This window comes from Oceanobacillus limi (assembly GCF_900111445.1).
GTDB lineage: Bacteria > Bacillota > Bacilli > Bacillales > Amphibacillaceae > Ornithinibacillus > Ornithinibacillus limi.
Genome location: NZ_FOHE01000010.1, coordinates 1 through 20030, shown reverse-complemented (window position 1 = coordinate 20030; position 20030 = coordinate 1). Strand labels below are relative to the sequence as shown.

Annotated in this window: 22 protein-coding genes; 12 read left to right on the top strand and 10 right to left on the bottom strand. The window is 36.6% G+C overall.

Annotated elements, in window-relative coordinates:
- The first annotated feature begins 15 nt into the window (after positions 1-15).
- Entirely contained in the window at positions 16-681 is a 666-nt protein-coding gene (locus tag BMX40_RS11600; protein WP_090870054.1) for an SOS response-associated peptidase, read from the top strand.
- A 41-nt stretch (positions 682-722) separates the two neighbouring features.
- On the opposite strand, the gene BMX40_RS11595 is transcribed toward BMX40_RS11600, so the two are convergent.
- From BMX40_RS11595 to BMX40_RS11570, 7 genes are all read right to left on the bottom strand, one after another.
- Positions 723-974 (bottom strand): hypothetical protein, encoded by a 252-nt coding sequence (locus tag BMX40_RS11595; RefSeq protein WP_090870052.1) that lies wholly within the window; start codon positions 972-974, stop codon positions 723-725.
- Between the two features lie 227 nt (positions 975-1201).
- A complete protein-coding gene (locus BMX40_RS11590) occupies positions 1202-1735 on the bottom strand; it encodes a cysteine hydrolase family protein (protein ID WP_090870050.1) in 534 nt (177 codons plus the stop codon).
- Between the two features lie 20 nt (positions 1736-1755).
- Positions 1756-1917 carry a hypothetical protein gene (locus BMX40_RS20275; RefSeq protein WP_170840765.1) on the bottom strand — a complete coding sequence of 54 codons (162 nt, stop codon included), beginning with the start codon at positions 1915-1917 and terminating at the stop codon, positions 1756-1758.
- A gap of 27 nt (positions 1918-1944) precedes the next feature.
- Positions 1945-2436: an NUDIX hydrolase gene (locus BMX40_RS11585; protein WP_090870048.1), complete on the bottom strand. Its 492-nt coding sequence runs from the start codon at positions 2434-2436 to the stop codon at positions 1945-1947.
- Positions 2437-2468: 32 nt separating this feature from the next.
- The gene (locus BMX40_RS11580) at positions 2469-2756 is read right to left on the bottom strand and encodes a hypothetical protein (RefSeq protein ID WP_090870046.1); all 288 of its coding nucleotides are present in this window, start codon (positions 2754-2756) and stop codon (positions 2469-2471) included.
- Between the two features lie 185 nt (positions 2757-2941).
- Positions 2942-4408: a sodium:solute symporter family protein gene (locus BMX40_RS11575; protein ID WP_090870044.1), complete on the bottom strand. Its 1467-nt coding sequence runs from the start codon at positions 4406-4408 to the stop codon at positions 2942-2944.
- Position 4409: 1 nt separating this feature from the next.
- On the bottom strand, positions 4410-4589 hold the full coding sequence (locus tag BMX40_RS11570; protein ID WP_090870042.1) for a hypothetical protein: 180 nt from the start codon (positions 4587-4589) through the stop codon (positions 4410-4412).
- Between the two features lie 382 nt (positions 4590-4971).
- On the opposite strand from BMX40_RS11570, the gene BMX40_RS11565 reads away from it, so the two are divergent.
- Positions 4972-5514, top strand: coding sequence for a transcription repressor NadR (locus BMX40_RS11565; protein ID WP_090870040.1), 543 nt, complete (start codon positions 4972-4974; stop codon positions 5512-5514).
- Positions 5515-5594: 80 nt separating this feature from the next.
- On the opposite strand, the gene BMX40_RS11560 is transcribed toward BMX40_RS11565, so the two are convergent.
- Positions 5595-6947, bottom strand: a complete 1353-nt coding sequence (locus tag BMX40_RS11560) for an alanine/glycine:cation symporter family protein (RefSeq protein WP_090870038.1) — start codon at positions 6945-6947, stop codon at positions 5595-5597.
- An 807-nt stretch (positions 6948-7754) separates the two neighbouring features.
- Between BMX40_RS11560 and BMX40_RS11555 the strand changes: the two genes are divergently transcribed.
- From BMX40_RS11555 to BMX40_RS11545, 3 genes are read left to right on the top strand one after another with little or no spacing between them, the layout of a single operon-like run.
- Positions 7755-8222: a low molecular weight protein-tyrosine-phosphatase gene (locus BMX40_RS11555; RefSeq protein WP_090870036.1), complete on the top strand. Its 468-nt coding sequence runs from the start codon at positions 7755-7757 to the stop codon at positions 8220-8222.
- Between the two features lie 18 nt (positions 8223-8240).
- A complete protein-coding gene (locus BMX40_RS11550; protein ID WP_090870034.1) occupies positions 8241-8534 on the top strand; it encodes a hypothetical protein in 294 nt (97 codons plus the stop codon).
- A gap of 24 nt (positions 8535-8558) precedes the next feature.
- Positions 8559-9386 carry a YihY/virulence factor BrkB family protein gene (locus BMX40_RS11545; RefSeq protein ID WP_090870031.1) on the top strand — a complete coding sequence of 276 codons (828 nt, stop codon included), beginning with the start codon at positions 8559-8561 and terminating at the stop codon, positions 9384-9386.
- Positions 9387-9455: 69 nt separating this feature from the next.
- Here the strand turns inward: BMX40_RS11545 and BMX40_RS11540 are convergent, their stop codons facing one another.
- Positions 9456-11345 (bottom strand): heavy metal translocating P-type ATPase, encoded by a 1890-nt coding sequence (locus BMX40_RS11540; protein WP_090870260.1) that lies wholly within the window; start codon positions 11343-11345, stop codon positions 9456-9458.
- Between the two features lie 338 nt (positions 11346-11683).
- On the opposite strand from BMX40_RS11540, the gene BMX40_RS11535 reads away from it, so the two are divergent.
- Both BMX40_RS11535 and BMX40_RS11530 read left to right on the top strand, forming a co-directional pair.
- Positions 11684-12556, top strand: a complete 873-nt coding sequence (locus tag BMX40_RS11535) for a transporter substrate-binding domain-containing protein (RefSeq protein WP_090870029.1) — start codon at positions 11684-11686, stop codon at positions 12554-12556.
- A 9-nt stretch (positions 12557-12565) separates the two neighbouring features.
- Complete coding sequence (locus tag BMX40_RS11530; RefSeq protein WP_090870027.1) at positions 12566-13249, top strand: amino acid ABC transporter permease; 684 nt, start codon at positions 12566-12568, stop codon at positions 13247-13249.
- A 39-nt stretch (positions 13250-13288) separates the two neighbouring features.
- Here BMX40_RS11530 and BMX40_RS11525 read toward each other — a convergent pair whose 3' ends face one another.
- The gene (locus BMX40_RS11525) at positions 13289-14464 is read right to left on the bottom strand and encodes an MFS transporter (RefSeq protein ID WP_090870025.1); all 1176 of its coding nucleotides are present in this window, start codon (positions 14462-14464) and stop codon (positions 13289-13291) included.
- Between the two features lie 133 nt (positions 14465-14597).
- On the opposite strand from BMX40_RS11525, the gene BMX40_RS11520 reads away from it, so the two are divergent.
- The 5 genes from BMX40_RS11520 to BMX40_RS11500 form a co-directional block, all read left to right on the top strand.
- A complete protein-coding gene (locus BMX40_RS11520; protein ID WP_425287857.1) occupies positions 14598-15425 on the top strand; it encodes a YfkD famly protein in 828 nt (275 codons plus the stop codon).
- A gap of 126 nt (positions 15426-15551) precedes the next feature.
- Positions 15552-16856, top strand: coding sequence for a Na+/H+ antiporter family protein (locus BMX40_RS11515; protein ID WP_090870023.1), 1305 nt, complete (start codon positions 15552-15554; stop codon positions 16854-16856).
- Between the two features lie 54 nt (positions 16857-16910).
- Positions 16911-17708, top strand: a complete 798-nt coding sequence (gene pdaA / locus BMX40_RS11510; RefSeq protein ID WP_090870021.1) for a delta-lactam-biosynthetic de-N-acetylase — start codon at positions 16911-16913, stop codon at positions 17706-17708.
- A gap of 146 nt (positions 17709-17854) precedes the next feature.
- On the top strand, positions 17855-19435 hold the full coding sequence (mbcS, locus tag BMX40_RS11505; RefSeq protein WP_090870019.1) for an acyl-CoA synthetase MbcS: 1581 nt from the start codon (positions 17855-17857) through the stop codon (positions 19433-19435).
- 320 nt (positions 19436-19755) lie between these two features.
- On the top strand, positions 19756-20030 hold a 275-nt coding region (locus tag BMX40_RS11500; protein ID WP_090870017.1), incomplete at its 3' end, for a transposase.

Sequence of the window (20030 nt, the reverse complement as noted above, 5' to 3'; positions counted from 1 at the left end):
TTGGGGGCTTTGTTTATGTGTGGAAGGTATACATTGCTTGCAGACGAATTAGATATTTTACAGGAGTTTGATATTGACCAGCCAATTGATGGTTATCATCCAAGTTACAATATTGCTCCAGGACAAAATGTATTAGCTGTTATTCATGATGGGAAAGAAAAAAGAGCAGGTTACTTGCGTTGGGGACTTGTGCCTTCATGGGCAAAGGATGAAAAGATAGGCTATAAGATGATTAATGCGAGAAGTGAGTCTGCTCATGAAAAACCGAGCTTTAAACGGCTGATGTCTAGAAAGCGTTGCATGGTTATTGCGGATAGCTTTTATGAGTGGAAACGGGAAGGCAAGGAAAAACAACCGAAACGAATCCAATTGGCAGACCGTAAACTATTTGGCTTTGCTGGTCTGTGGGATAAATGGTCCGAGGGGGATCGTGATTTATTTACATGTACGATCTTGACGAAGGATGCTAACCCATTCATGCAAGAAATTCACCATCGTATGCCAATCATTTTACCGAAATCAAGAGAAAATGAATGGATTGAACCTCATCCATGGAAGCCTGAGGAAGCACATCAATTTTTACAAACGGTAGAAGATGAAGAGTTTTCTGCGTATAACGTTACATCTTATGTAAATGCTGCCAAAAATAATGATGAAGCTTGTATTGCACCTATTGTTTAAATATTGAATAGAGAGGAGTCTGTTGTGACTCCTCTATGTTTTCAGGAATTAATATCTATAAGAACTATCGAAAGTGTTGAAAATAGGACTAATCCCCATAGAACAATCAATCTCCCAAGTTTCCCTTTTGAATATAAATAAACAAGAACTACATAGATGAATGTCATTCCAGTAAAAAAGGCGATTCCAGAAATGACTTCTTGTTCAGAGTAGCCAGTAAATATAAAATGTAAAATGATAACTGGGTATGAGACAAGTGCTATGAAATAATGAATTTTTGTATAGGAAACCACTTCATACCTCCTAATATATAAGGTAATAAATCATACGAATCGGATGAATGAAAAGATTCATATATTAGTGATCTGAAATGAAGTCAAGGTGATCGAAAAAGAGTAGTAAGTGCTCGGTATTGTTAGGGAGCACACCTATGTTAAAAAGGGAAGGTTCTGATAATTAGTGGTATAAAAAAAGCGGTGTTTTACCTAAGCACCGCAATAAAATACCTGATTCACCTAGTTCATTCTGCTTTGTACTCTTCAAGGTATTCATCAAAATCCAATACCTCGATCACATCAGACCAATGTAATACAGTTCCAACGAAATCTCTAATATCCAAGCCTTTCATTTCATAAGTGTCTTCATCATTTGTAGTGCCTGTTGCATTTTCTATAAAGGTTACCTCAAATCCCCTGTCGAATGCAGATATGGCCGTAAACATGCAACAGAACTCTGTATTAAATCCAGTAATGAATAGGTGATTAACGCCTAACTTTTTCAGTTCCTTCGCAAGGTCTGTGTTAAAAAAAGAACTTGGTGTTTTCTTTTCAATGACCTGGTCTGCATACCCTTTCAATGAATCGTGTAATTCAGAACCGGTAGAATTCTTATACAAAGGACTTTCCTCGATATCATCGAAATGTCTCATAAAGATTACTGGAAGGTGTTTTGCCTTAAAATCCTTAATAATGCATTCCATGCGAGAAAGCTCATCTGTAAAGTCACCATGGTTAACAATTCCATTTTGGACATCGATAACTAATAATGCTTTCATTATAAAACCTCCTTTAACTACTACTTTTCTTTATTTACTTTCAAAATTTCTTTTAACGTACGGTGTATATTTTGTAAGCTAATCAATATTAATCCTAGCATGACAAAAGTTACGATTTCTCCAGTAATAATAGATACGAGTGCAATAAGAAGTGCATAAAGTATGTAAAGCCAATTGTTCATTTATTATCACCTCCCCTTGATGTCAGACTATTTTCTTCCTAGTGCGTCGTTTAATATTGCTTGATGAAGTTCATTCCAATCATGATAGTAATCATCTATTCGTTTTGGATTTATTAAGATTCTTTCGGTTGATTCATAGTTGGCTTTAAAATCAAATAATTGATCAACATCCATTCGATAGAAGACCTGATAACCTACCTTTGGATAGGGGGAAAGGTTATTCCATTTTGGATTTTTATGGTGATCCACGATGATATGTCCTAGTAAGCTACAATTCCCTGTAACATATGCCTCTTCAAATGTTTCTCGTTTTGCACATTGAATTGGTGTTTCTCCGTCTTCCATATGACCACCAGGAAAATCCCATCCCCTATGATTTAAGTTTACCAATATTAACTGATCATTCTTAAAACAAAAACAGTGCACACTTGTTATTAATTCAACTGGCGGGAGTTTTGTATCTCGTTTCCACGTTAATTTTACTTTTCCGCCTCCCCAGTTTACATATTTCGTTGTCATTCACACTCTCTCCTTATGTCTACGTGAATCTACTAGAAATACAGAAACCAGGAACTGATCACAAAGACTCCAATAAAAATAATGCGAAACATGTTCCTAACTTTGGTAGTGCCTATTCCTTTATTTGAAAATGAGAAATAGGTCATTACAAGCATGAAACCTAGAATGATTTGTATTCGACTAGTAGTATCATGAAAGGTAGTAACAAATTGTAAGGTTGCTAATCCTGTTAAGAGAAGACCTATATACCCGATTATCAAATTAAAATACTTCTTAAATCTTTCTTCATATAATTGTTCTTCCGTCAATGGGTCTACCATGTTTCCTCCTTATGATTTTACGGAGAATGTCTCCATAGCCTATTACCTGTTAACAAAGATTTTAGCATAAAATTCCAAAAATTATAACGCATTTTTGGAACTTTGTTTGGGTTGAATTTTTAAGACTAGGGACCACACTATTTTACAAGCGTTAAAAAGGGATGCTTTATTCAGCATCCCTCGAACTAGCTCTTTTGTTTTGACTCTTTCAAAATATGGATAAATGCGTGGGCTTTTTCTTCTGGTGCTTTTGTTGCGAGACTTACTCCAATAAATAGTACGGTAGAAATTAATAAACCCCAGATACCCGAAGCAAGACCAAATGGTTTTGTTCCAGTAAACTCTAAAACTAATACAATGAGTGCTCCGATTGATACACTAGAAATAACACCTGCAGCAGTACCTTTTTTCCAGAAAAATGTTCCAAAGAATGCTGGAACCGATACGATTAAACCAGAAGAGGCTGCAACCGAAAGTACGGCAATCAAGTTTAACTCTAATTCGGCAAATCCATATGCTAGTATAGCAATTACTGGAATAACGATTTTTCCTATCTTTAATTGCTTTTCATCTGATGGTCGGTCCTTCTTGTTTCCATAAACATCTCTTGCGAACATGGAGGACAACGTAAGCATAATGGAATCTATCGTTGATATTGCTGCTGCCATGATTCCAATCATCACGATTACCCCAAGAACTGGCGGTACCAAATCAGATGATAGAAGTTGTGGTGTAGCTAAGTCTGCCGTTTCTAAATTTGGGAAAAGCTGAAGTGCTGAGAATCCCCATAAAACGGAAACAAACGTATAGACAAATCCAAAAATAAGAAATCCAATTAACATCTGCCGCAACCCTTTTAAGGAAGATGGCATGAACATCCGTTGTGATACTTGCGGATTGGATAAGCTAAAGAAAAACCAAGGTAAAGTCATCCCTAAAAAGGTTAAGAAACTAAAGTAGCCATTTCCTGGTACGGAAAGTGAACCTGAATGGTCCGTTTTCAAATTATCAAAGAATTGACCGAATCCACCTAGGCCATTAATTAATAGCAATACCACGATTGTTGAAGTAATAATCATAAATATTGCTTGTAGAGCATCTGTCCAGACAACAGAGCGAATGCCTGCTGCATAGGAGAAAAATACCGCCAATACAGTAGCAATAATCACGCCAGTTGTAAATGGAATAGCATTATTTGTTATCCCTTGTAACAGGTAACCTACTCCAGCTAATTGAACAGCAGAGTATGGAATAAGGAATAAACAACTAACTAGCGCGATAGCTGAAGCTGCTTTTTTACTTTGGAAACGATCCCCAATCATTTCGGACGGGGTAACATATCCATATTTTTTACCTACTAACCAAAATCGTGGTCCAAATAAGGCGATTAAAGACACACCTGCAAAGTACACAATTTCAAATCCAAGTGCCCCAACACCACCTTGATAGGTTAATCCAGCTAGACCGACCATCATAAACGCACTATATGTTGTAGCACTATAACTTAAAGCGGAAAGAATACCGTTCATTTTTCTTCCACCTAGATAATATCCGGCCATTCCTTCTCGATCACCACGTCGGGAGAGAAGTGCAATGCTAATTGCTATTACAATATATATAATGATTCCCCAGACTACTAAACTTGTATTCAAGTTACTCCCCCCAATCCTTTGTAACCATTAAATTCGCTATAATAGTAAGTACGCCAATAATTCCCCATAGTAAGAAACTTCCATACCATTCATGGACATCAGTTAGAATAGTGTAGGGAAGTACGTAAGCTAGTAAGATTAAAAAGATAATGAAGATTCCCCAAAAAACTTTTCCTTTCATATTTCTCTCCTCCTTATGTGAGAAATTGAACAAACTAAACAAACGTTTGATTAACTAGTAAACTAACATTTTACATGTGTCTTTACACATATATTTACATAGTTTATGTGAAAAAGCAATATTTTTATTACAAAAAGGGTTTGATTGGAACTTCTGTTTACTAGATCATTCGCTCATAATCAATTATGGATTCTAGGGTGGATTTTAGGTGATATTATTATAAGGTGTTACACATTTAAAATCTTATACATGTCAAGGGAATGCGTTTCAAGGGAAGTTTCGATATAATGGTATAATAAATATCATAGACATCGGTTAGTAAACATTTCGTTATACAAACATAGTGCAATCATTTGCTTAATAGGGAAGGGGAGAGGTAGTTATGCAGGAAGATGGTACAAAAATGCTAGGCGAAAAAAGAAGGAGCTTAATACTCGAATGGCTTCAAAATAATAGTGAGCCAATTACAGGAAAAGCTTTAGCGGAAAAGACCAATGTAAGTAGACAGGTGATTGTTCAGGACATCTCCTTATTAAAGGCCAAAGGTGAACCAATTATTGCAACCTCAAGAGGGTATGTGTATTTTAAAGAAAATAATAAAATGGCAAAGCAATCGAGGATTATTGTAGTGTCTCATCGTGCTGAGGAAACGGCTGATGAGTTATATACGCTTGTAGATATTGGAGTAAGTGTGAAAAATGTTATGGTGGAACACCCAATCTATGGTGATCTTACGGGTTCCTTGATGTTAAAAAATAGAAGAGACGTCGATCAATTTATCAATGAATTAGAAAAAACGAATGCATCCCTATTATCAAAATTGACAGAAGGTGTTCACTTACATACAATCGAGGCGGACACAGAGGAACAACTGGATGAGGCATGTGAGGCGTTAAGAGAAGCTGGATATTTGTTGGAGTCTTAACTAATTCCTTCTGTGTTTATAAAACAAGGATCGATTCTCAATTATCCATTGGAATCGATCCTTGTTATTTGGTCTAATTATTACGATGCTTTGGCTTTTTCTTGTTCCTTTTCTTCTTTGGCTACTTTAAGGAAGCGGTTTGTCTCATAAACAACTACTCCAGAAAGTCCGAGTAGTCCAATTAAGTTTGGAATCGCCATTAATGCATTCATGATATCCGAAATTGCAAATACCGTATCAAGCGTTAATACCGATCCAATTAAAATCGCAAATACGAATAACGCCCTATAAATAGGAATTGCTTTATCATTAAATAAATAAGAGAAACATTTCTCTCCATAATAGGACCAACCAACAATGGTAGAGAAAGCAAAGAAAACAATTCCTAGCGTAACAATATAACCACCCGTATCACCTAAGAAAGCAGCGAAAGAAGCAGAAGTTAGTGGTCCACCTTCCAACCCACTGCCTGCAAGGTCTGCCATAACAATTGTAATACCTGTGATGGAACAAACAATAATTGTATCGATAAATACCTGTGTCATGGATACTAGTGCTTGGCGCCCGGGATAGTCTGTTTTCGCTGCGGCTGCTGCAATTGGAGCAGAACCGAGACCAGCTTCGTTAGAGAATACCCCTCGAGCAACCCCGTAACGAATTACGGTACCCAACAGTCCCCCACCAAGTGCACTAGCTGTAAAGGCATCTGTCAAAATTAAATTTATAGCAGCAGGTACAATATCTAAATTTGTCACAATAATAATTAATCCACCTATAACATAGAACAATGCCATAATAGGGACGAAAAAGGCAGTAACTCTACCAATACTCTTAATCCCACCTAAAATAACTAATGCTGCTAAGATCGTTAGAACGATTCCAGTTGCAAATGTAGGAACATTAAACGTATCATTTAGTGCATCAGAAACGGAGTTGGATTGAACCATGTTTCCAATTCCAAAAGCTGCACATGCACCAAATATGGCGAATAAAACACCCAACCATTTTTGCTTTAAGCCCTTTTCCAGGTAATACATTGGTCCACCAGACATTTCTCCTCGGCTGTTTTCCACGCGGTATTTTACAGCAAGAATTGCTTCAGCGTACTTTGTTGCCATACCGAAAAAGGCGGTGATCCACATCCAAAAAACAGCACCCGGACCTCCTAGAACAACTGCTGTAGCCACCCCAACAATGTTACCTGTACCTATCGTTGCTGCCATGGCGGTACTTAGTGCCTGATAATGACTAATATCTCCTTTGGATTTTTTGTCCTGTCTTCGTGGGCTAAAGGCTAATCTTAACGCGTATGGCAATGTACGAAATTGTAAAAATCCTAGACGCAGCGTTAAGTAAATACCAGTTCCCACAATTAGAATGAGTGTAGGAGGTCCCCAGACAAAATCACTGATCGCTCCAAGAAAATCAAGCATTCCATTTCCTCCTTTTAGTTGGCTATTCTTAAAATAATTGATGCGTAGTTTGTATAATGCGACGTAACTTTTAGTTGGAGATTGCTAATTTTTCTTCACTTATTAGCGATATAATACCACTACGGCAGAACACTTCGCTTTCCGCGGGCACGGCCTCAGCCAGGGAACTACTTGAGTATGCTTCTTTGTTCCCTTGTGCCGAGAAAATAGCATCGAAGAGTTACTAGTAGACGCAGGCGCATCAATGCGGGGTCTTCGGACTCGTGCTATTCCCGCAGGAGTCTACGCATTCTGACTCCGCTAGTGTTGTGATTCCAATCTTAAGAGAAATATATTTCCTTAAAATCGGTGTTTCATGACGATTGAGCTGAAGTACGGATAAACGCAATCCTACTAGCGTAGGAAATACATGGAGACTCCTGCGGGAAAGCGAAGACGCTGAGACCCCGCAATGAGCGCTCTTTGCGAATGAGGAGGCTCAGCGCGAGCCCGCGGAAAGCGTAATGTATTTACGTAGCGGTGTAGTAACAAAAATATTACATAAATTTCCTAATGGATAAATTGATACAGTTGCGTCGCATAATCCATCTCCTACGATAAAATCAATCATTATAAAAAAGCCTTTATTTGATTTCTTATATTAAATATTCCGAAAATTTAATGAAATGTCAAGTGTTTTTTTAAAATTATTTTGAATATTCCATCTCTATTACAACCAATAATGGGTAATGAATGAAATATATACCATTTCACTTAAAGGTGGGTTAAGATTTGATTATAATATAGAGGAAAGGTGGGAATTGTAAAATGATACGTGTGTTATTCATTTGTTTAGGAAACATTTGCCGTTCTCCAATGGCTGAAGCTGTTTTTCGTGATTTTGTAATAAAAGAAAATTTGACAGACAAAATAGAAGTAGACTCAGGTGGAATTGGGAGCTGGCATATAGGAAATCCACCGCATAAAGGAACAAGGGGTATTTTAGATCAATACAACATAGATTATCAAGGAATGAAGGCAAGACAAGTTCAAAAACAGGACTGGGATAATTTTGACTATATTATTGCAATGGATGAACAAAATAGGGAGGATCTATCTCAAATCCGACACAAAGATAGTGTTACAGTAAAGAAACTGATGGAGTTTGTTGACCATCCAGAAACAATGGACGTACCTGATCCTTATTTTACAGGTGACTTTGATTACACGTACCAACTTGTATCAGAGGGTTGTGAAAAATTATTTAAGTATATTCGTACCAAACATAACATATAACAAAGGAGAGGTTTTATTATGGGTAGACGTAGACTTTTAACGAGTATTGCAATTGGTGCTGCAGTGGGAGGAATTACTGCATTAGTTGACCGGGATACGAGAGAATATACAAAGGACAAGCTGCATGCGGCAAAAGTGAAAACAACTTATTGTATGAAGCATCCATCGGAATCTTTACATAATGCAAGGGTTGCCTTTGATCGATTTAATCAAGCTTTCTCCTATCAAATCGAGAATGCAGCAAATGCATTGGAGCAAGTTGAAAATACAGTAGAAAAGGTTTCAAATAGCAATAAAAAAATAGAAGGTTAGTGTTCTAAAAGGGAGAGTGATTTGGTGAAGTCAATTCTTGAATTTAGCAAGCAGTTGTATATTCGCTTAATGGATGCAGATGTCTTTGGCTTGGCCGCACAGCTTGCTTACTTTTTTCTGTTATCACTTTTTCCTTTTTTGGTATTTTTAGTTACGTTAATAGGCTACTTGCCTTTTGATGAGCATAATTTTATGAGTATGGTTGCGAGTATTGCTCCTGCGGAATCGATGGAATTGATTAATTCGAATATTGACCAGTTGGCCCATTCTAGAAATGGTGGGTTATTATCCATCAGCCTGATTTCGTCCTTATGGTTAGCTTCTAATGGAGTTAATGCAATTATGCGGGTGTTTAATCATGCATACGATGTAGATGAGAACCGATCCTTTATCGTGTCTCGTTTAATTGCGATCATATTAACGATCGCCATGGTTCTTGTAATAGTTATTGCCATTATATTACCTGTATTAGGGAGAATGATTGGATATTATATCTTTTCTTTTTTCGGATTTACAGAAGACTTTTTAACCTTTTGGGAAATGCTTCGCTGGGTTATTTCGTCTAGTGTGTTCTTTATTGTTTTTTTATTCCTGTACAAGCTTGCACCGAATAAAAGAATTTATTTCAAGAATGCAATTTGGGGGGCGTTATTTGCAACTTTTAGTTGGCAATTTGTGTCCTTTGCCTTTTCTTACTATGTTGAAAACCTTGGGAATTACTCGGCAACGTATGGTAGCTTAGGAGCTGTCATTGTCTTAATGATTTGGTTTTATATTTCTGGAGTGATTATTATTATTGGTGGAGTTTTAAATGCAGTGATACGGAAAAGGAAAATAGAAAAAATCACATAAAACGCCCTCCTCTCATTTGAGGGTGTTTTTATGTGACTTTAAAACATATGATCAAGTTTACGTATGTTACTATCTTAGCAAGCGTAAACCATTTAATATAACGAGAATAGTACTTCCCTCATGGCCAATTACTCCAAGCGGGAGATCGATGACCTGGAAAAAGTTGGTGAAAATTAATACAACAATAACGCTCAATGAAAAGTAAATGTTTTGCTTTACGATTTGATTCATTCGTTTTGATAGTTTAATAGCATTTGTAATTTTATCGAGGTTATTTTTCATTAAGACGACATCAGATGTTTCTAATGCGACATCTGTTCCCTCACCCATTGCAATTCCTAAATTAGCTGTTGCCAATGCAGGGGCATCATTTATTCCATCGCCAACCATTGCTACATTTTTATACTGTTTTTTGAGCTGTTTGATATGGGTTACTTTTTCCTTTGGTAAGCAATTCGCAATATAATCATCTATTCCTGCTTCTGTAGCAATTGCCTTTGCAGTTAATTCATTGTCACCTGTTAGCATAATCGTGTGAATACCGTTTTTTCGTAACAAACGAATCGCATGTTTGGTTTCTTCTCGAATCGTGTCCTTGAGTGCAAATGCAGCAACTATTTCATTATCTTTTTGAACAAAAATTACGGATTTTCCTTGAGAGGCTAATGTGTTCAATATACCACCTTGAAATTCTTTTGCTTCCTCCTCACCAACAAACTCGGCTTTGCCTATTTTCCACTCATGTTGTTGGAGTGTTGCTTTAACTCCGTTACCACCAATTGTTTTCATGGCTTCTACATTAGGGGATTGTTTATGATTAACCCGTTCTTGACAATATGTCGTTAATGCCTTTGCAAGAGGATGAGTGGACTGCTTTTCAATTGCTTCTACTGCAACCAAGATGTCTTCTTGGTGAAGCGTATCCTTCAAATGAACATCGGTAACCACTAGCTTCCCTTTTGTTAATGTCCCTGTTTTATCAAAGGCTACTGCTTTCACATGACTTAGGTTCTCGATATGCACGCCACCTTTAAACAGGACTCCCTTTTTTGCGCTATTTGATATCGCGGATAAGGTTGCTGGCATAATCGAAGCCACCAAAGCACAAGGAGATGCGACGACGAGTAAAATCATAGCGCGATAGATGCTTTCGGATAATGACCATCCAAATACAAGATAGGGTAAAAACATCATGACCGTAACAACGAGCAACACTACTTTTACATAGGTCCCTTCAAATTTTTCAATAAATAACTGAGAAGGTGATTTTTCCTCCTGAGCAGATTGAACGAGTTGAATTATTTTCTGGAACATCGTTTCATGGGACGGTTTTGTAATTTCAACTTGAATCGTGCCATCTAATGAAACCGTTCCAGCAAACACGTCATCATTTAACTTTTTATTTATCGGAATAGATTCTCCACTAATCGCGCTTTCATCAATTGCGGTGGATCCATTCAAAATAACTCCATCTGCTGGAATTCTTTCTCCTGCGCGAACTTGTATCCGATCGTTAACCTTTAACTTAGATACGGGTACAATTTTTTCATCTTTCCCCTCTATTAATGTTGCTTGCTCTGGTTGAAGATTCATCAAAGCAGATATTTCTTTGTTACTTTTATTCATTGTATATGTTTCCAAAGCACCAGATAAGGCAAATATAAAGATTAGAATAGCACCTTCTGTCCAGTAACCTATGATTGCTGAACCAATAGCTGCAAAAATCATAAGCATTTCTACATTTAGTTCTTTATTCGCAATAGTTTCTTGAATACCTTCCTTTGCTTTAGCATATCCTCCTATGATGAATGCTAGTAAATGTAATGTGATCCAAATTTGACTGGTAAGATGATCTGCCAATAGCCACGTAAGGAGAATAATAGCACCACTCAAAAGTGCAGCAATTAATTCGATATGTGGAAGGATCGATTTCTTGAAGAAGTTCCTTGCAAAATGCATATGTTTATTTTTGGATGGTGGTCTAACTGACTCTGTTTTTGCAGTCAACATCAATACCTCCTAAAAGAGAATTGCTTTCAGTTTTATAGTAAAGTAAAAATCAAAAAGCTTATTTATAATTATTATAATTTAATATTCGTTATAATCATAACACGTATAGAATCGTTGTCAAGAATAATTGCGTGTGATTATACATTTAATAATACAGGTGCAACTGTATTAATATAATTTGTATTTTGAATGATAACAGTCGATTAATTATTGAATTAATTGATTACTACTGTTACAATAATATTTGAATTTTTTGTATAACAATTAAAGAAGGGGGCATTATGACTATGAAAAAAATAAATCTATTTATAGTCTTGTTAGTAGGAGCAGTGTTATTAGTCGCTTGTGCGGATTCTGAAGAGGGCGCAACGAACTCGAATGAAGGATCTTCAGGAGAGGATGCTTGGAATAGAATTCAAGAAGCGGGAGAGATCGTAGTAGGGACTTCAGGAACTTTGATAGCTGCTTCCTATTATGAAGGGGATGAAGAAACAGAGGATCAATTAACTGGTTATGAAGTAGAAACGATGAGGGAAATTGCGAAACGTCTTGATTTAGATATTTCGTTCGAAATTATTGGTGTTGATAATGTCCTTCCAGCTATAAAAAGTGGAAGAATAGATATTTCATCAGGAACAATCACGGATAAAAGAAAAGAAGAATTTGATTTCAGTGATCCTTATAAATACTCCTATATCACAATGGCAGTACGTAAAGAGGATAATTCAGGAATAGAATCCTTGGAAGATTTAGAAGGTAAAAAGAACGGCGGTGGGGCCACGACGATTTATAGTCAAATTGCGGAACAATTTGGTGCAGAGGTCGTAACATATGGAAACGCTCCAAATGAAGCATACCTTCGTGATGTTGATAACGGTAGAACGGATGTAGTAATCAATGATTATTATTTAACAAAATTTGGTGTAGCAGCATTCCCAGATTTTGATATCCATTTACACCCTGATTTGAACTTTAATTTAACGACTTCAGGCGTAATCGTTCCGAAGGGTGAAGATACGTTACGAGAAAAAATTAATGAAGCATTGCAAGAGATGCGTGAAGATGGAACATTATCTGAATTAGCAATTAAATTTTATGAAGAAGATGCTTCTGTTGAACCTGAAAAAGAAATAATAGAAATAGATGACTTAGATATATAAGGAGTACACATGAATATTAGGGAGTTAGATTTCGGTGGGTTGTTTGATGTCCAATTAGCCATAGAAAATCTTCCGTTTATATTGGGAGGTTTACCCATTACCCTTCTTGTTTCGATAATAGGAATGATTTTGGGATTAGTGCTAGGACTATTTTTAGCATTATGTCGAGGATCTAATAAGCGGTCCCTGCGTTGGCCGGCACGTATATATATATCATTTATGCGAGGGACTCCTCTTCTAGTTTTCTTATTCATTTTATATTTTGGACTCCCCGTAATTGGTATAGAATTTACAGCAATCACGGCTGCTATATTAGGTTTCGGATTGAACAGTGCAGCATATATTGCTGAGATTAATCGTGCATCATTAAATAGTGTTGACAATGGACAATGGGAATCGGCAAAAGCTTTAAACTTAGGGTATTGGAAAACGTTACGAAAAATAATATTACCTCAAGCAACAAGAATTGCTGTGCCACCATTAACAAATGTATTTATGGATATTGTCAAAGCAACATCTTTAGCAGCGGTTATAACAGTTCCAGAACTGTTTCAAAAGACTCAAATTGTTGCTGGTAAAACGTATGATGCGATGACAATGTATATCCTTGTTGCATTAATCTATTGGCCATTGTGTATCGTGATCTCCTTTATACAAGATAGGATGGAGAATCGGTTTAGTAGATTTTTATAAAAAGAAATCGGGTAACGTACCCGATTTCTTTTTATACTATTATGAAGCTGAAACGGTCTCCACATTTTCTCTTTTTACAAGGAGAGCAACAATAATTAAACTAATCATCACCACAAGTACATAAAAGAAAGAAACTCCTGGTAAGAATTCTAAAAACAATCCTCCTAAATAAGGTCCACTTATACTTCCGATACTAAATGCTACACCACACATAATATTTCCAGCAGGAAGCAGGTTCTTCGGTAATAAATCCGTCATATAAGAGATACCTAACGAGAATAAGGACCCGACAAACATACCGGCAAGTGTGAACAAGATAAATAAGGCAATAGCAGATGTATCAAAGAATGCAGCGAATAGGAACATAAATAGTCCACCCGTTAAAACAAATAGAAGAATATTACGACGACCATAACGGTCACTCATAATTCCTAATGGTAACTGCGAAATCAGGCTTCCTGCGGCAAAGCAGGGGATAATTAACGATAAAACATTTGTATCATGACCGATGCGTAAACCATAAATTGGGAAAATTCCATGTAATATGGCTTCCATAAATCCATATGCAAAAGGTGCCAATAACGCAATCCAGGCTATTTTACCGGTCTGGATAAATCGTTTAAATGAGTTATTTGTTGCAGTCGTAGTATCCGTACCTTCCTCTTCAGGCCAACGGTTGCGAACAAATAACATGAGTGACCAAACAATCATGCTCATGATTGCAGAGACGATAAATGGGAATGCGTCACTTACTTCAAGTAGCCTCGTCATTAATGGACCAATTGCAAATCCTAACCCAAAGAACATTCCGTATAAAGCAATACTTCTTCCTCTTGTCTCTTTTGCGGCAGTTGTAGTAATCCATGTCTGTGTACCGAAATGGAGCATATTATCTCCAATCCCAATGGTAACCCTTAAGATAAACCAAAACCATAATGATTCCCATAATGGGAATAATGCTAAAGAAAGAAAAACAAGAAACCCACCAACTAGAATAACCGGTTTAAAACCAAATTTTTGCATCGGTTTTTCCATAAAAGGGGAAGCAATTAATACACCTATGTATAAACCAGTGGCATGTAATCCATTAACCGATGAGGATACGCCGTTTTGCTCCAAGATGATCGCTAATAGCGGTAATAACATTCCTTGAGAGAATCCTGAAATGGTTACAAGGGCGATTAAGATCCAAAAACGAAATCTAGGTGAAACCAAATGGATTCCTCCTTTTTAAAAAATTATTGCTCCTTCAATTTAATTTGTTTCATGAATAAAAGTCAATTTACACGATTTAAGTATAATATTTATTCCTACGAAAAAACTATATCAAAAAGAAAGGAGTGCAATCATGCAGAGAATGAAACGATTTTTCGTTGCTTTAATTGTACTTACTGCAGTTGTATGGTCGTTTCCTGACATTAGCTTCGGTGAAGAAGAAGAAAATAAAAAGGAAGAAAAGCAAGAGGAAAAAGATGAATATTCTGTCCCTAGTCATGTGCTAAATATTTCTAAAGAAAATACCTATCCGAATTCAACAGAAGATGAGGGAATAATTGAACCAAGCGAATTAACCCAAGAGCTAATTGATGAAGTAGAAGTACCGATTGAAAATCCAAACCTGATTAAGATGTTAAATGAAACTTCTCTTAATCCCTCTCCAATTGCGTTTGGATATCGTGGTTCTGTCTTTTTAGGACGTTGGCCATTAAGTTATCAGTCTTCCGAAACAACGGTTAATTGGGAGTTCCAGCCTATTAACACTAATGAATTAAACAATTTAGGTGGAGACAGTAACCAGAAATTAAATTACATGCAAGAGGAACAAAAAGAAATTAAAGGTGCTCTAACAAGTAAAATATCCAATGCAGCTGATGTAAAAACGATGATGTTATTGAAAGCAAAAGATAAAACCAAATTACCACTTTCCTACACGACGACAATTGGAAAAGATACAAAGAAAGAAAATTCATATGCGATACCTCCAAAAAAATATGGTGAACTGAATGCATATGCCCCTGCTGTAAATGAGAAAGGACAAGTAACCTTTGGTGAGGTTTATATTCAATTAAAAGGGTCTAAAAAGTCCATTGTTGTTAAAAATGTAACCAAGCAAGGCATTGGTGCTTGGATCCCAATACAAGATCATGTATCGTTCTCTTTCCAAGTGAAAGAATAGACCTGTTGAAAAGCTCTGCATGTCCAGAGCTTTTTATTTTTTTACAGGAATTATAAAAAAGGGGTTGATTTTATCACTTTAGTACTTTAGTATAGTAAAGAGTTAAAAGTTGAAAGGGGAAGAAAGATGGAGTGGGTAGTTGTTATTTCGGTTTTAATTATGACCGTTCTCAGTTTATTACGTGTTAATGTTATTATTGCTATTATTCTTGCTGCTCTTACCGCAGGTGTATTATCTGGTTTATCGTTAGTTGATTCCATAGAGATGTTAGTAAGTGGAATGGGAGGTGCATCAAACACTGCTTTAAGTTATATCTTGCTAGGTGCTTTTGCCGTTGCGATTAGCTACACAGGAATTACTACGATTCTTGTAAACTATTTAATTCGTGTCCTTACTGGAAAGAAAACAATGATGTTATTAGCTATAGCTGGTGTTGCATCATTTTCACAGAACTTAATTCCAGTGCATATTGCATTTATTCCTATTTTAATTCCACCATTATTAAAGCTCTTTGATAAAATGCGACTGGATCGTCGTGGTGCTGCAGTAGCTTTGACATTTGGCCTTAAAGCGCCTTATATTATGATACCAGCAGGATTTGGAGCTATTTTCCACGGTATTATTATTGATGGAATGGAACAAAATGGATCTGCATTAACGGATTCTGAAGCAGTGTTAGCGATGCTTGTTCCCGGGTCTGGAATGGTATTAGGTTTATTAATAGCTATTTTTGTTACGTACCGTAAAGATCGAAGCTATGATGAAAATTCCGAGAATGTAGTGGAAGAGAAAGTCACTTCATCAAATGTTTCATTTAATATCAAGCACGTATGGACACTTGTAGCTATCGTAGCTGCATTAGCAGTCCAATTAGTTACAAGTAATTTAATATTAGGTGCATTAACTGGTTTAGCTATTATGTTCTTATTTATTGTTGTTCCATTTAAAGATGGAGACAAAATCGTTACCGAAGGAATTGGCATGATGGGGACCATTGCCTTTGTTATGCTTGTTGCTTCTGGATTTGGGAATATTTTATCCGAAACTGGATCTGTTGATGCATTAGTAGAAGTATCATCTGGATTTTTAGGGGATAATAAACCATTGATTGCCTTTATCCTATTACTTGTTGGTCTTGTAGTCACACTAGGAATTGGTTCTTCATTTGGTACGATTCCAATTATCGCAGCACTTTTTGTCCCAATTTGTATGACGGCAGGCTTTTCACCTCTTGCAACAGCAACATTAATTGGTACTGCTGGTGCGTTAGGTGATGCGGGTTCTCCAGCTTCAGATAGTACACTTGGACCAACGTCTGGATTGAATGCAGATGGAATGCACAATCACATTTGGGATACATGTGTACCGACTTTTATTCACTTTAATATTCCATTATTCCTGTTTGGTTGGTTAGGTGCTATTATTTTTTAATGAATAAGTTCATTACGGATGGGGGATAGTAAGAGAGCAGATAGGTGGGTTGATATGAAAAGGAAAAGAATGATAGTATTAATCACATTTATTTTCTTTCTTAGTTTCTCCATTAATACTGGAAATGTTCATGCCAAAGGGTATGGCTGGGGATTCAAGAAAAATGATAACCATGAAGTCCCTTATGTTGGAAAGTATCGAGACATATTAAAAGAGTATGGTGCTTATTATGTCGATGAATCAGGAGAAAAAAATATATACTTAACATTTGATAATGGTTATGAACAAGGGTATACCGATGAAGTGCTAGATGTGTTAAAAAAAGAGAATGTACCAGCAACATTCTTTGTAACAGGGCATTATGTTTCTAGTCAACCAGATTTGATTAAACGAATGGTCGATGAGGGTCATATTGTCGGGAACCACTCCTATCATCATCCAGACTTTACCATTGTAACGAAGGATGTAATGAAACGAGAGCTTGAATCACTTGAAAAAGCAGTAGCAGATATTTCAGATCAAAAGGATATGAAATACATGCGCCCACCAAGGGGAATGTTTAACGAAAAGACCCTACAATGGTCTAATGAATTAGGGTATATTCATGTGTTTTGGTCTTTAGCATTCATAGATTGGAACACAGATGCTCAAAGAGGGTGGAAATTTGCTTATGATCAAATCAAAAAACAAATACACCCAGGTGCAATTATTTTGCTACATGCTGTTTCAGAAGACAATGCAAAAGCATTGGATAACTTAATTACAGATCTTAAAAAAGAAGGTTACACATTTAAAAGCTTAGATGATTTTGTTATAAAGGACAAGATCCCAGAAGGAATCTATGGTTATTAAGTCGATGAGAATACATCATCGGCTTTTTTATATGCTGTATATTTGTAATTCTAAAAGTGCCTTTGTATACTTGGGTTCATTTAATCATTTTAAATATTTATAATATTTGATATACTAATTCCAAATATAATTAAGGAGTTGGTAGAATGAAGCGCGAAGATCTAATTGCTCCAGTTGATTACAATATTGCGATGGAAGTAGAGAAGCATGCTAAAATAGCTCCGAATAGAAAAGCGTTGATATGGGAGGACGAAACGGGAAATAATCGTGACATTACATATGCCCAATTAGTAGAACATGTAAATAAAATTGGAAACGCTTTCTTAGATAGTGGATTGAAAAAAGGCGATAAACTCCTCGTCATGATCCCACGCATAATCGAAGCATACGAAGTATATTTAGCAGCGTTAAAAACGGGAATTGTCATCATCCCTAGTTCTGAAATGCTGAAAACGAAAGACCTTCAATACCGTGTTAGTCATGGAGAAGTTGATGGGGTTGTAAGCTATTATCCATTCGTCAATCAATACAAAGATTTACATGAATATGATCAATTGAAAAAATTCGTCGTTGGCAAACCTTCTGAGGAATGGCTATTTTTAGATGGCCTTATGGAGGATGCTAGTAATGAGTTAGAAACAGCTCAAACAACTCGTGATGATATCGCCTTTGTATCCTACACATCTGGTACAACGGGTAATCCTAAAGGAGTTGTGCATACACATGGCTGGGGATATGCTCATTTACAAACGGCACCGGAAAACTGGCTTTGTATACAAGAAGGAGATAAAGTATGGGCTACCGCAGGTCCTGGCTGGCAGAAATGGATATGGAGCCCGTTCTTATCGGTTCTAGGAACAGGTGCTAGTGGATTTATTTATCACGGCAAATTTGACCCTAAGAAATATTTAAGCCTGTTACAGGATCATGATATGAATGTACTATGTTGTACACCTACAGAATATCGCTTAATGGCAAAAGTAGATAACTTATCGGATTATCAATTACCTGCGCTTCATAGTGCTGTCTCTGCTGGGGAGCCATTAAATGTTGAAGTTATTGATACGTTTAGAAGATACTTCGATGTGACTGTTCGGGATGGGTATGGTCAAACAGAGAATACATTATTATTAGGTGTTATGAAAGATATGGAAGTAAAGCCAGGTTCGATGGGAAAACCCACTCCAGGTAATGAAGTAGAAATTATTGATGAGTCCGGAGAACCAGTTGCCATTAATGAGGTTGGCGATATTGCCGTTCGACTTAATAGTCCCGCATTATTCCGTGAATATTATAAAGATGAAGAACGAACCCAGATGTCAAGAAGAGGTGAATACTACATCACCGGTGATCAAGCAAGAAAAGATGAAGATGGTTATTTTTGGTTTGAAGGTCGTCGTGATGATATTATTATTAGTTCTGGCTATACAATTGGCCCATTTGAAGTCGAAGATGCATTGGTCAAACATCCGTACGTTCAAGAATGTGCAGTTGTTGCGAGTCCGGATGAAGTACGTGGAAGTATTGTCAAAGCATTTATCGTATTACAAGAAAATGTTAATCGAGAAGACCCTGGTTTAGTCAAAGTTTTACAGGATCACGTAAAAGAATTGACTGCACCATATAAATATCCAAGAGAAGTTGAATTTATCAATGAACTCCCGAAAACAACTTCTGGAAAGATCAGACGTGTAGAGTTAAGGCAAAAAGAAAGTTTAAGTAAATAAGTAGGAAGAGGATAGGGACTATCCCACGCTAAACCCGAATGATGACGTTCTGAAATCATTCGGGTTTTTAATTTGGGTTTATTTGTCGTTTAACGGAACCACGATCCACATCAAAAACGAAGTGGAACCTCATTCCGCTAAATAGATGAAATAATAGGTCTGGAGCAAGGTTTAGGTTCCTCATTCCTTTATTTACCTTGTTCAAGTATAATTTGCCCTGATTTATGTCTAATAGAGGAATGAGTGAAGCTAGAATAAAAAGTGGATACCCTTTAACGAACATCATTTTAGGTTAAAATGATAATCATAGGAGGGGTTCCATGGGTGAACATCGGCAAAGGTATAGTGAAGAATTTAAAAAAGAAACTGTTAAATTTGCGCAAGAACAACAGCAAAAGAAAACAATGAGAGAGATTGCAGCTGAATTAAAGCTTCCTTTAAGTTGTTTGCATGATTGGATGACGAAATATCGTGAATTTGAAAATGAACCTGTTGCAGCTGAGGAACGATTGAAAAAGTTAGAACAACAATTGAAAGAAAAAGAACGCGAACTAATGAAAAAGGATAAGCAATTAGCAGATACTGAGGAAGAACT

Coding starts and splice junctions, on each gene's coding strand:
- BMX40_RS11600 (WP_090870054.1), top strand. CDS start 16: ATGTGTGGAAGGTATACATTGCTTGCAGACGAATTAGATATTTTACAG.
- BMX40_RS11590 (WP_090870050.1), bottom strand. CDS start 1,735: ATGAAAGCATTATTAGTTATCGATGTCCAAAATGGAATTGTTAACCAT.
- BMX40_RS20275 (WP_170840765.1), bottom strand. CDS start 1,917: ATGAACAATTGGCTTTACATACTTTATGCACTTCTTATTGCACTCGTA.
- BMX40_RS11585 (WP_090870048.1), bottom strand. CDS start 2,436: ATGACAACGAAATATGTAAACTGGGGAGGCGGAAAAGTAAAATTAACG.
- BMX40_RS11580 (WP_090870046.1), bottom strand. CDS start 2,756: ATGGTAGACCCATTGACGGAAGAACAATTATATGAAGAAAGATTTAAG.
- BMX40_RS11570 (WP_090870042.1), bottom strand. CDS start 4,589: ATGAAAGGAAAAGTTTTTTGGGGAATCTTCATTATCTTTTTAATCTTA.
- BMX40_RS11565 (WP_090870040.1), top strand. CDS start 4,972: ATGCAGGAAGATGGTACAAAAATGCTAGGCGAAAAAAGAAGGAGCTTA.
- BMX40_RS11560 (WP_090870038.1), bottom strand. CDS start 6,947: ATGCTTGATTTTCTTGGAGCGATCAGTGATTTTGTCTGGGGACCTCCT.
- BMX40_RS11555 (WP_090870036.1), top strand. CDS start 7,755: ATGATACGTGTGTTATTCATTTGTTTAGGAAACATTTGCCGTTCTCCA.
- BMX40_RS11550 (WP_090870034.1), top strand. CDS start 8,241: ATGGGTAGACGTAGACTTTTAACGAGTATTGCAATTGGTGCTGCAGTG.
- BMX40_RS11540 (WP_090870260.1), bottom strand. CDS start 11,345: ATGCATTTTGCAAGGAACTTCTTCAAGAAATCGATCCTTCCACATATC.
- BMX40_RS11535 (WP_090870029.1), top strand. CDS start 11,684: ATGAAAAAAATAAATCTATTTATAGTCTTGTTAGTAGGAGCAGTGTTA.
- BMX40_RS11530 (WP_090870027.1), top strand. CDS start 12,566: ATGAATATTAGGGAGTTAGATTTCGGTGGGTTGTTTGATGTCCAATTA.
- BMX40_RS11520 (WP_425287857.1), top strand. CDS start 14,598: ATGCAGAGAATGAAACGATTTTTCGTTGCTTTAATTGTACTTACTGCA.
- BMX40_RS11515 (WP_090870023.1), top strand. CDS start 15,552: ATGGAGTGGGTAGTTGTTATTTCGGTTTTAATTATGACCGTTCTCAGT.
- pdaA (WP_090870021.1), top strand. CDS start 16,911: ATGAAAAGGAAAAGAATGATAGTATTAATCACATTTATTTTCTTTCTT.
- mbcS (WP_090870019.1), top strand. CDS start 17,855: ATGAAGCGCGAAGATCTAATTGCTCCAGTTGATTACAATATTGCGATG.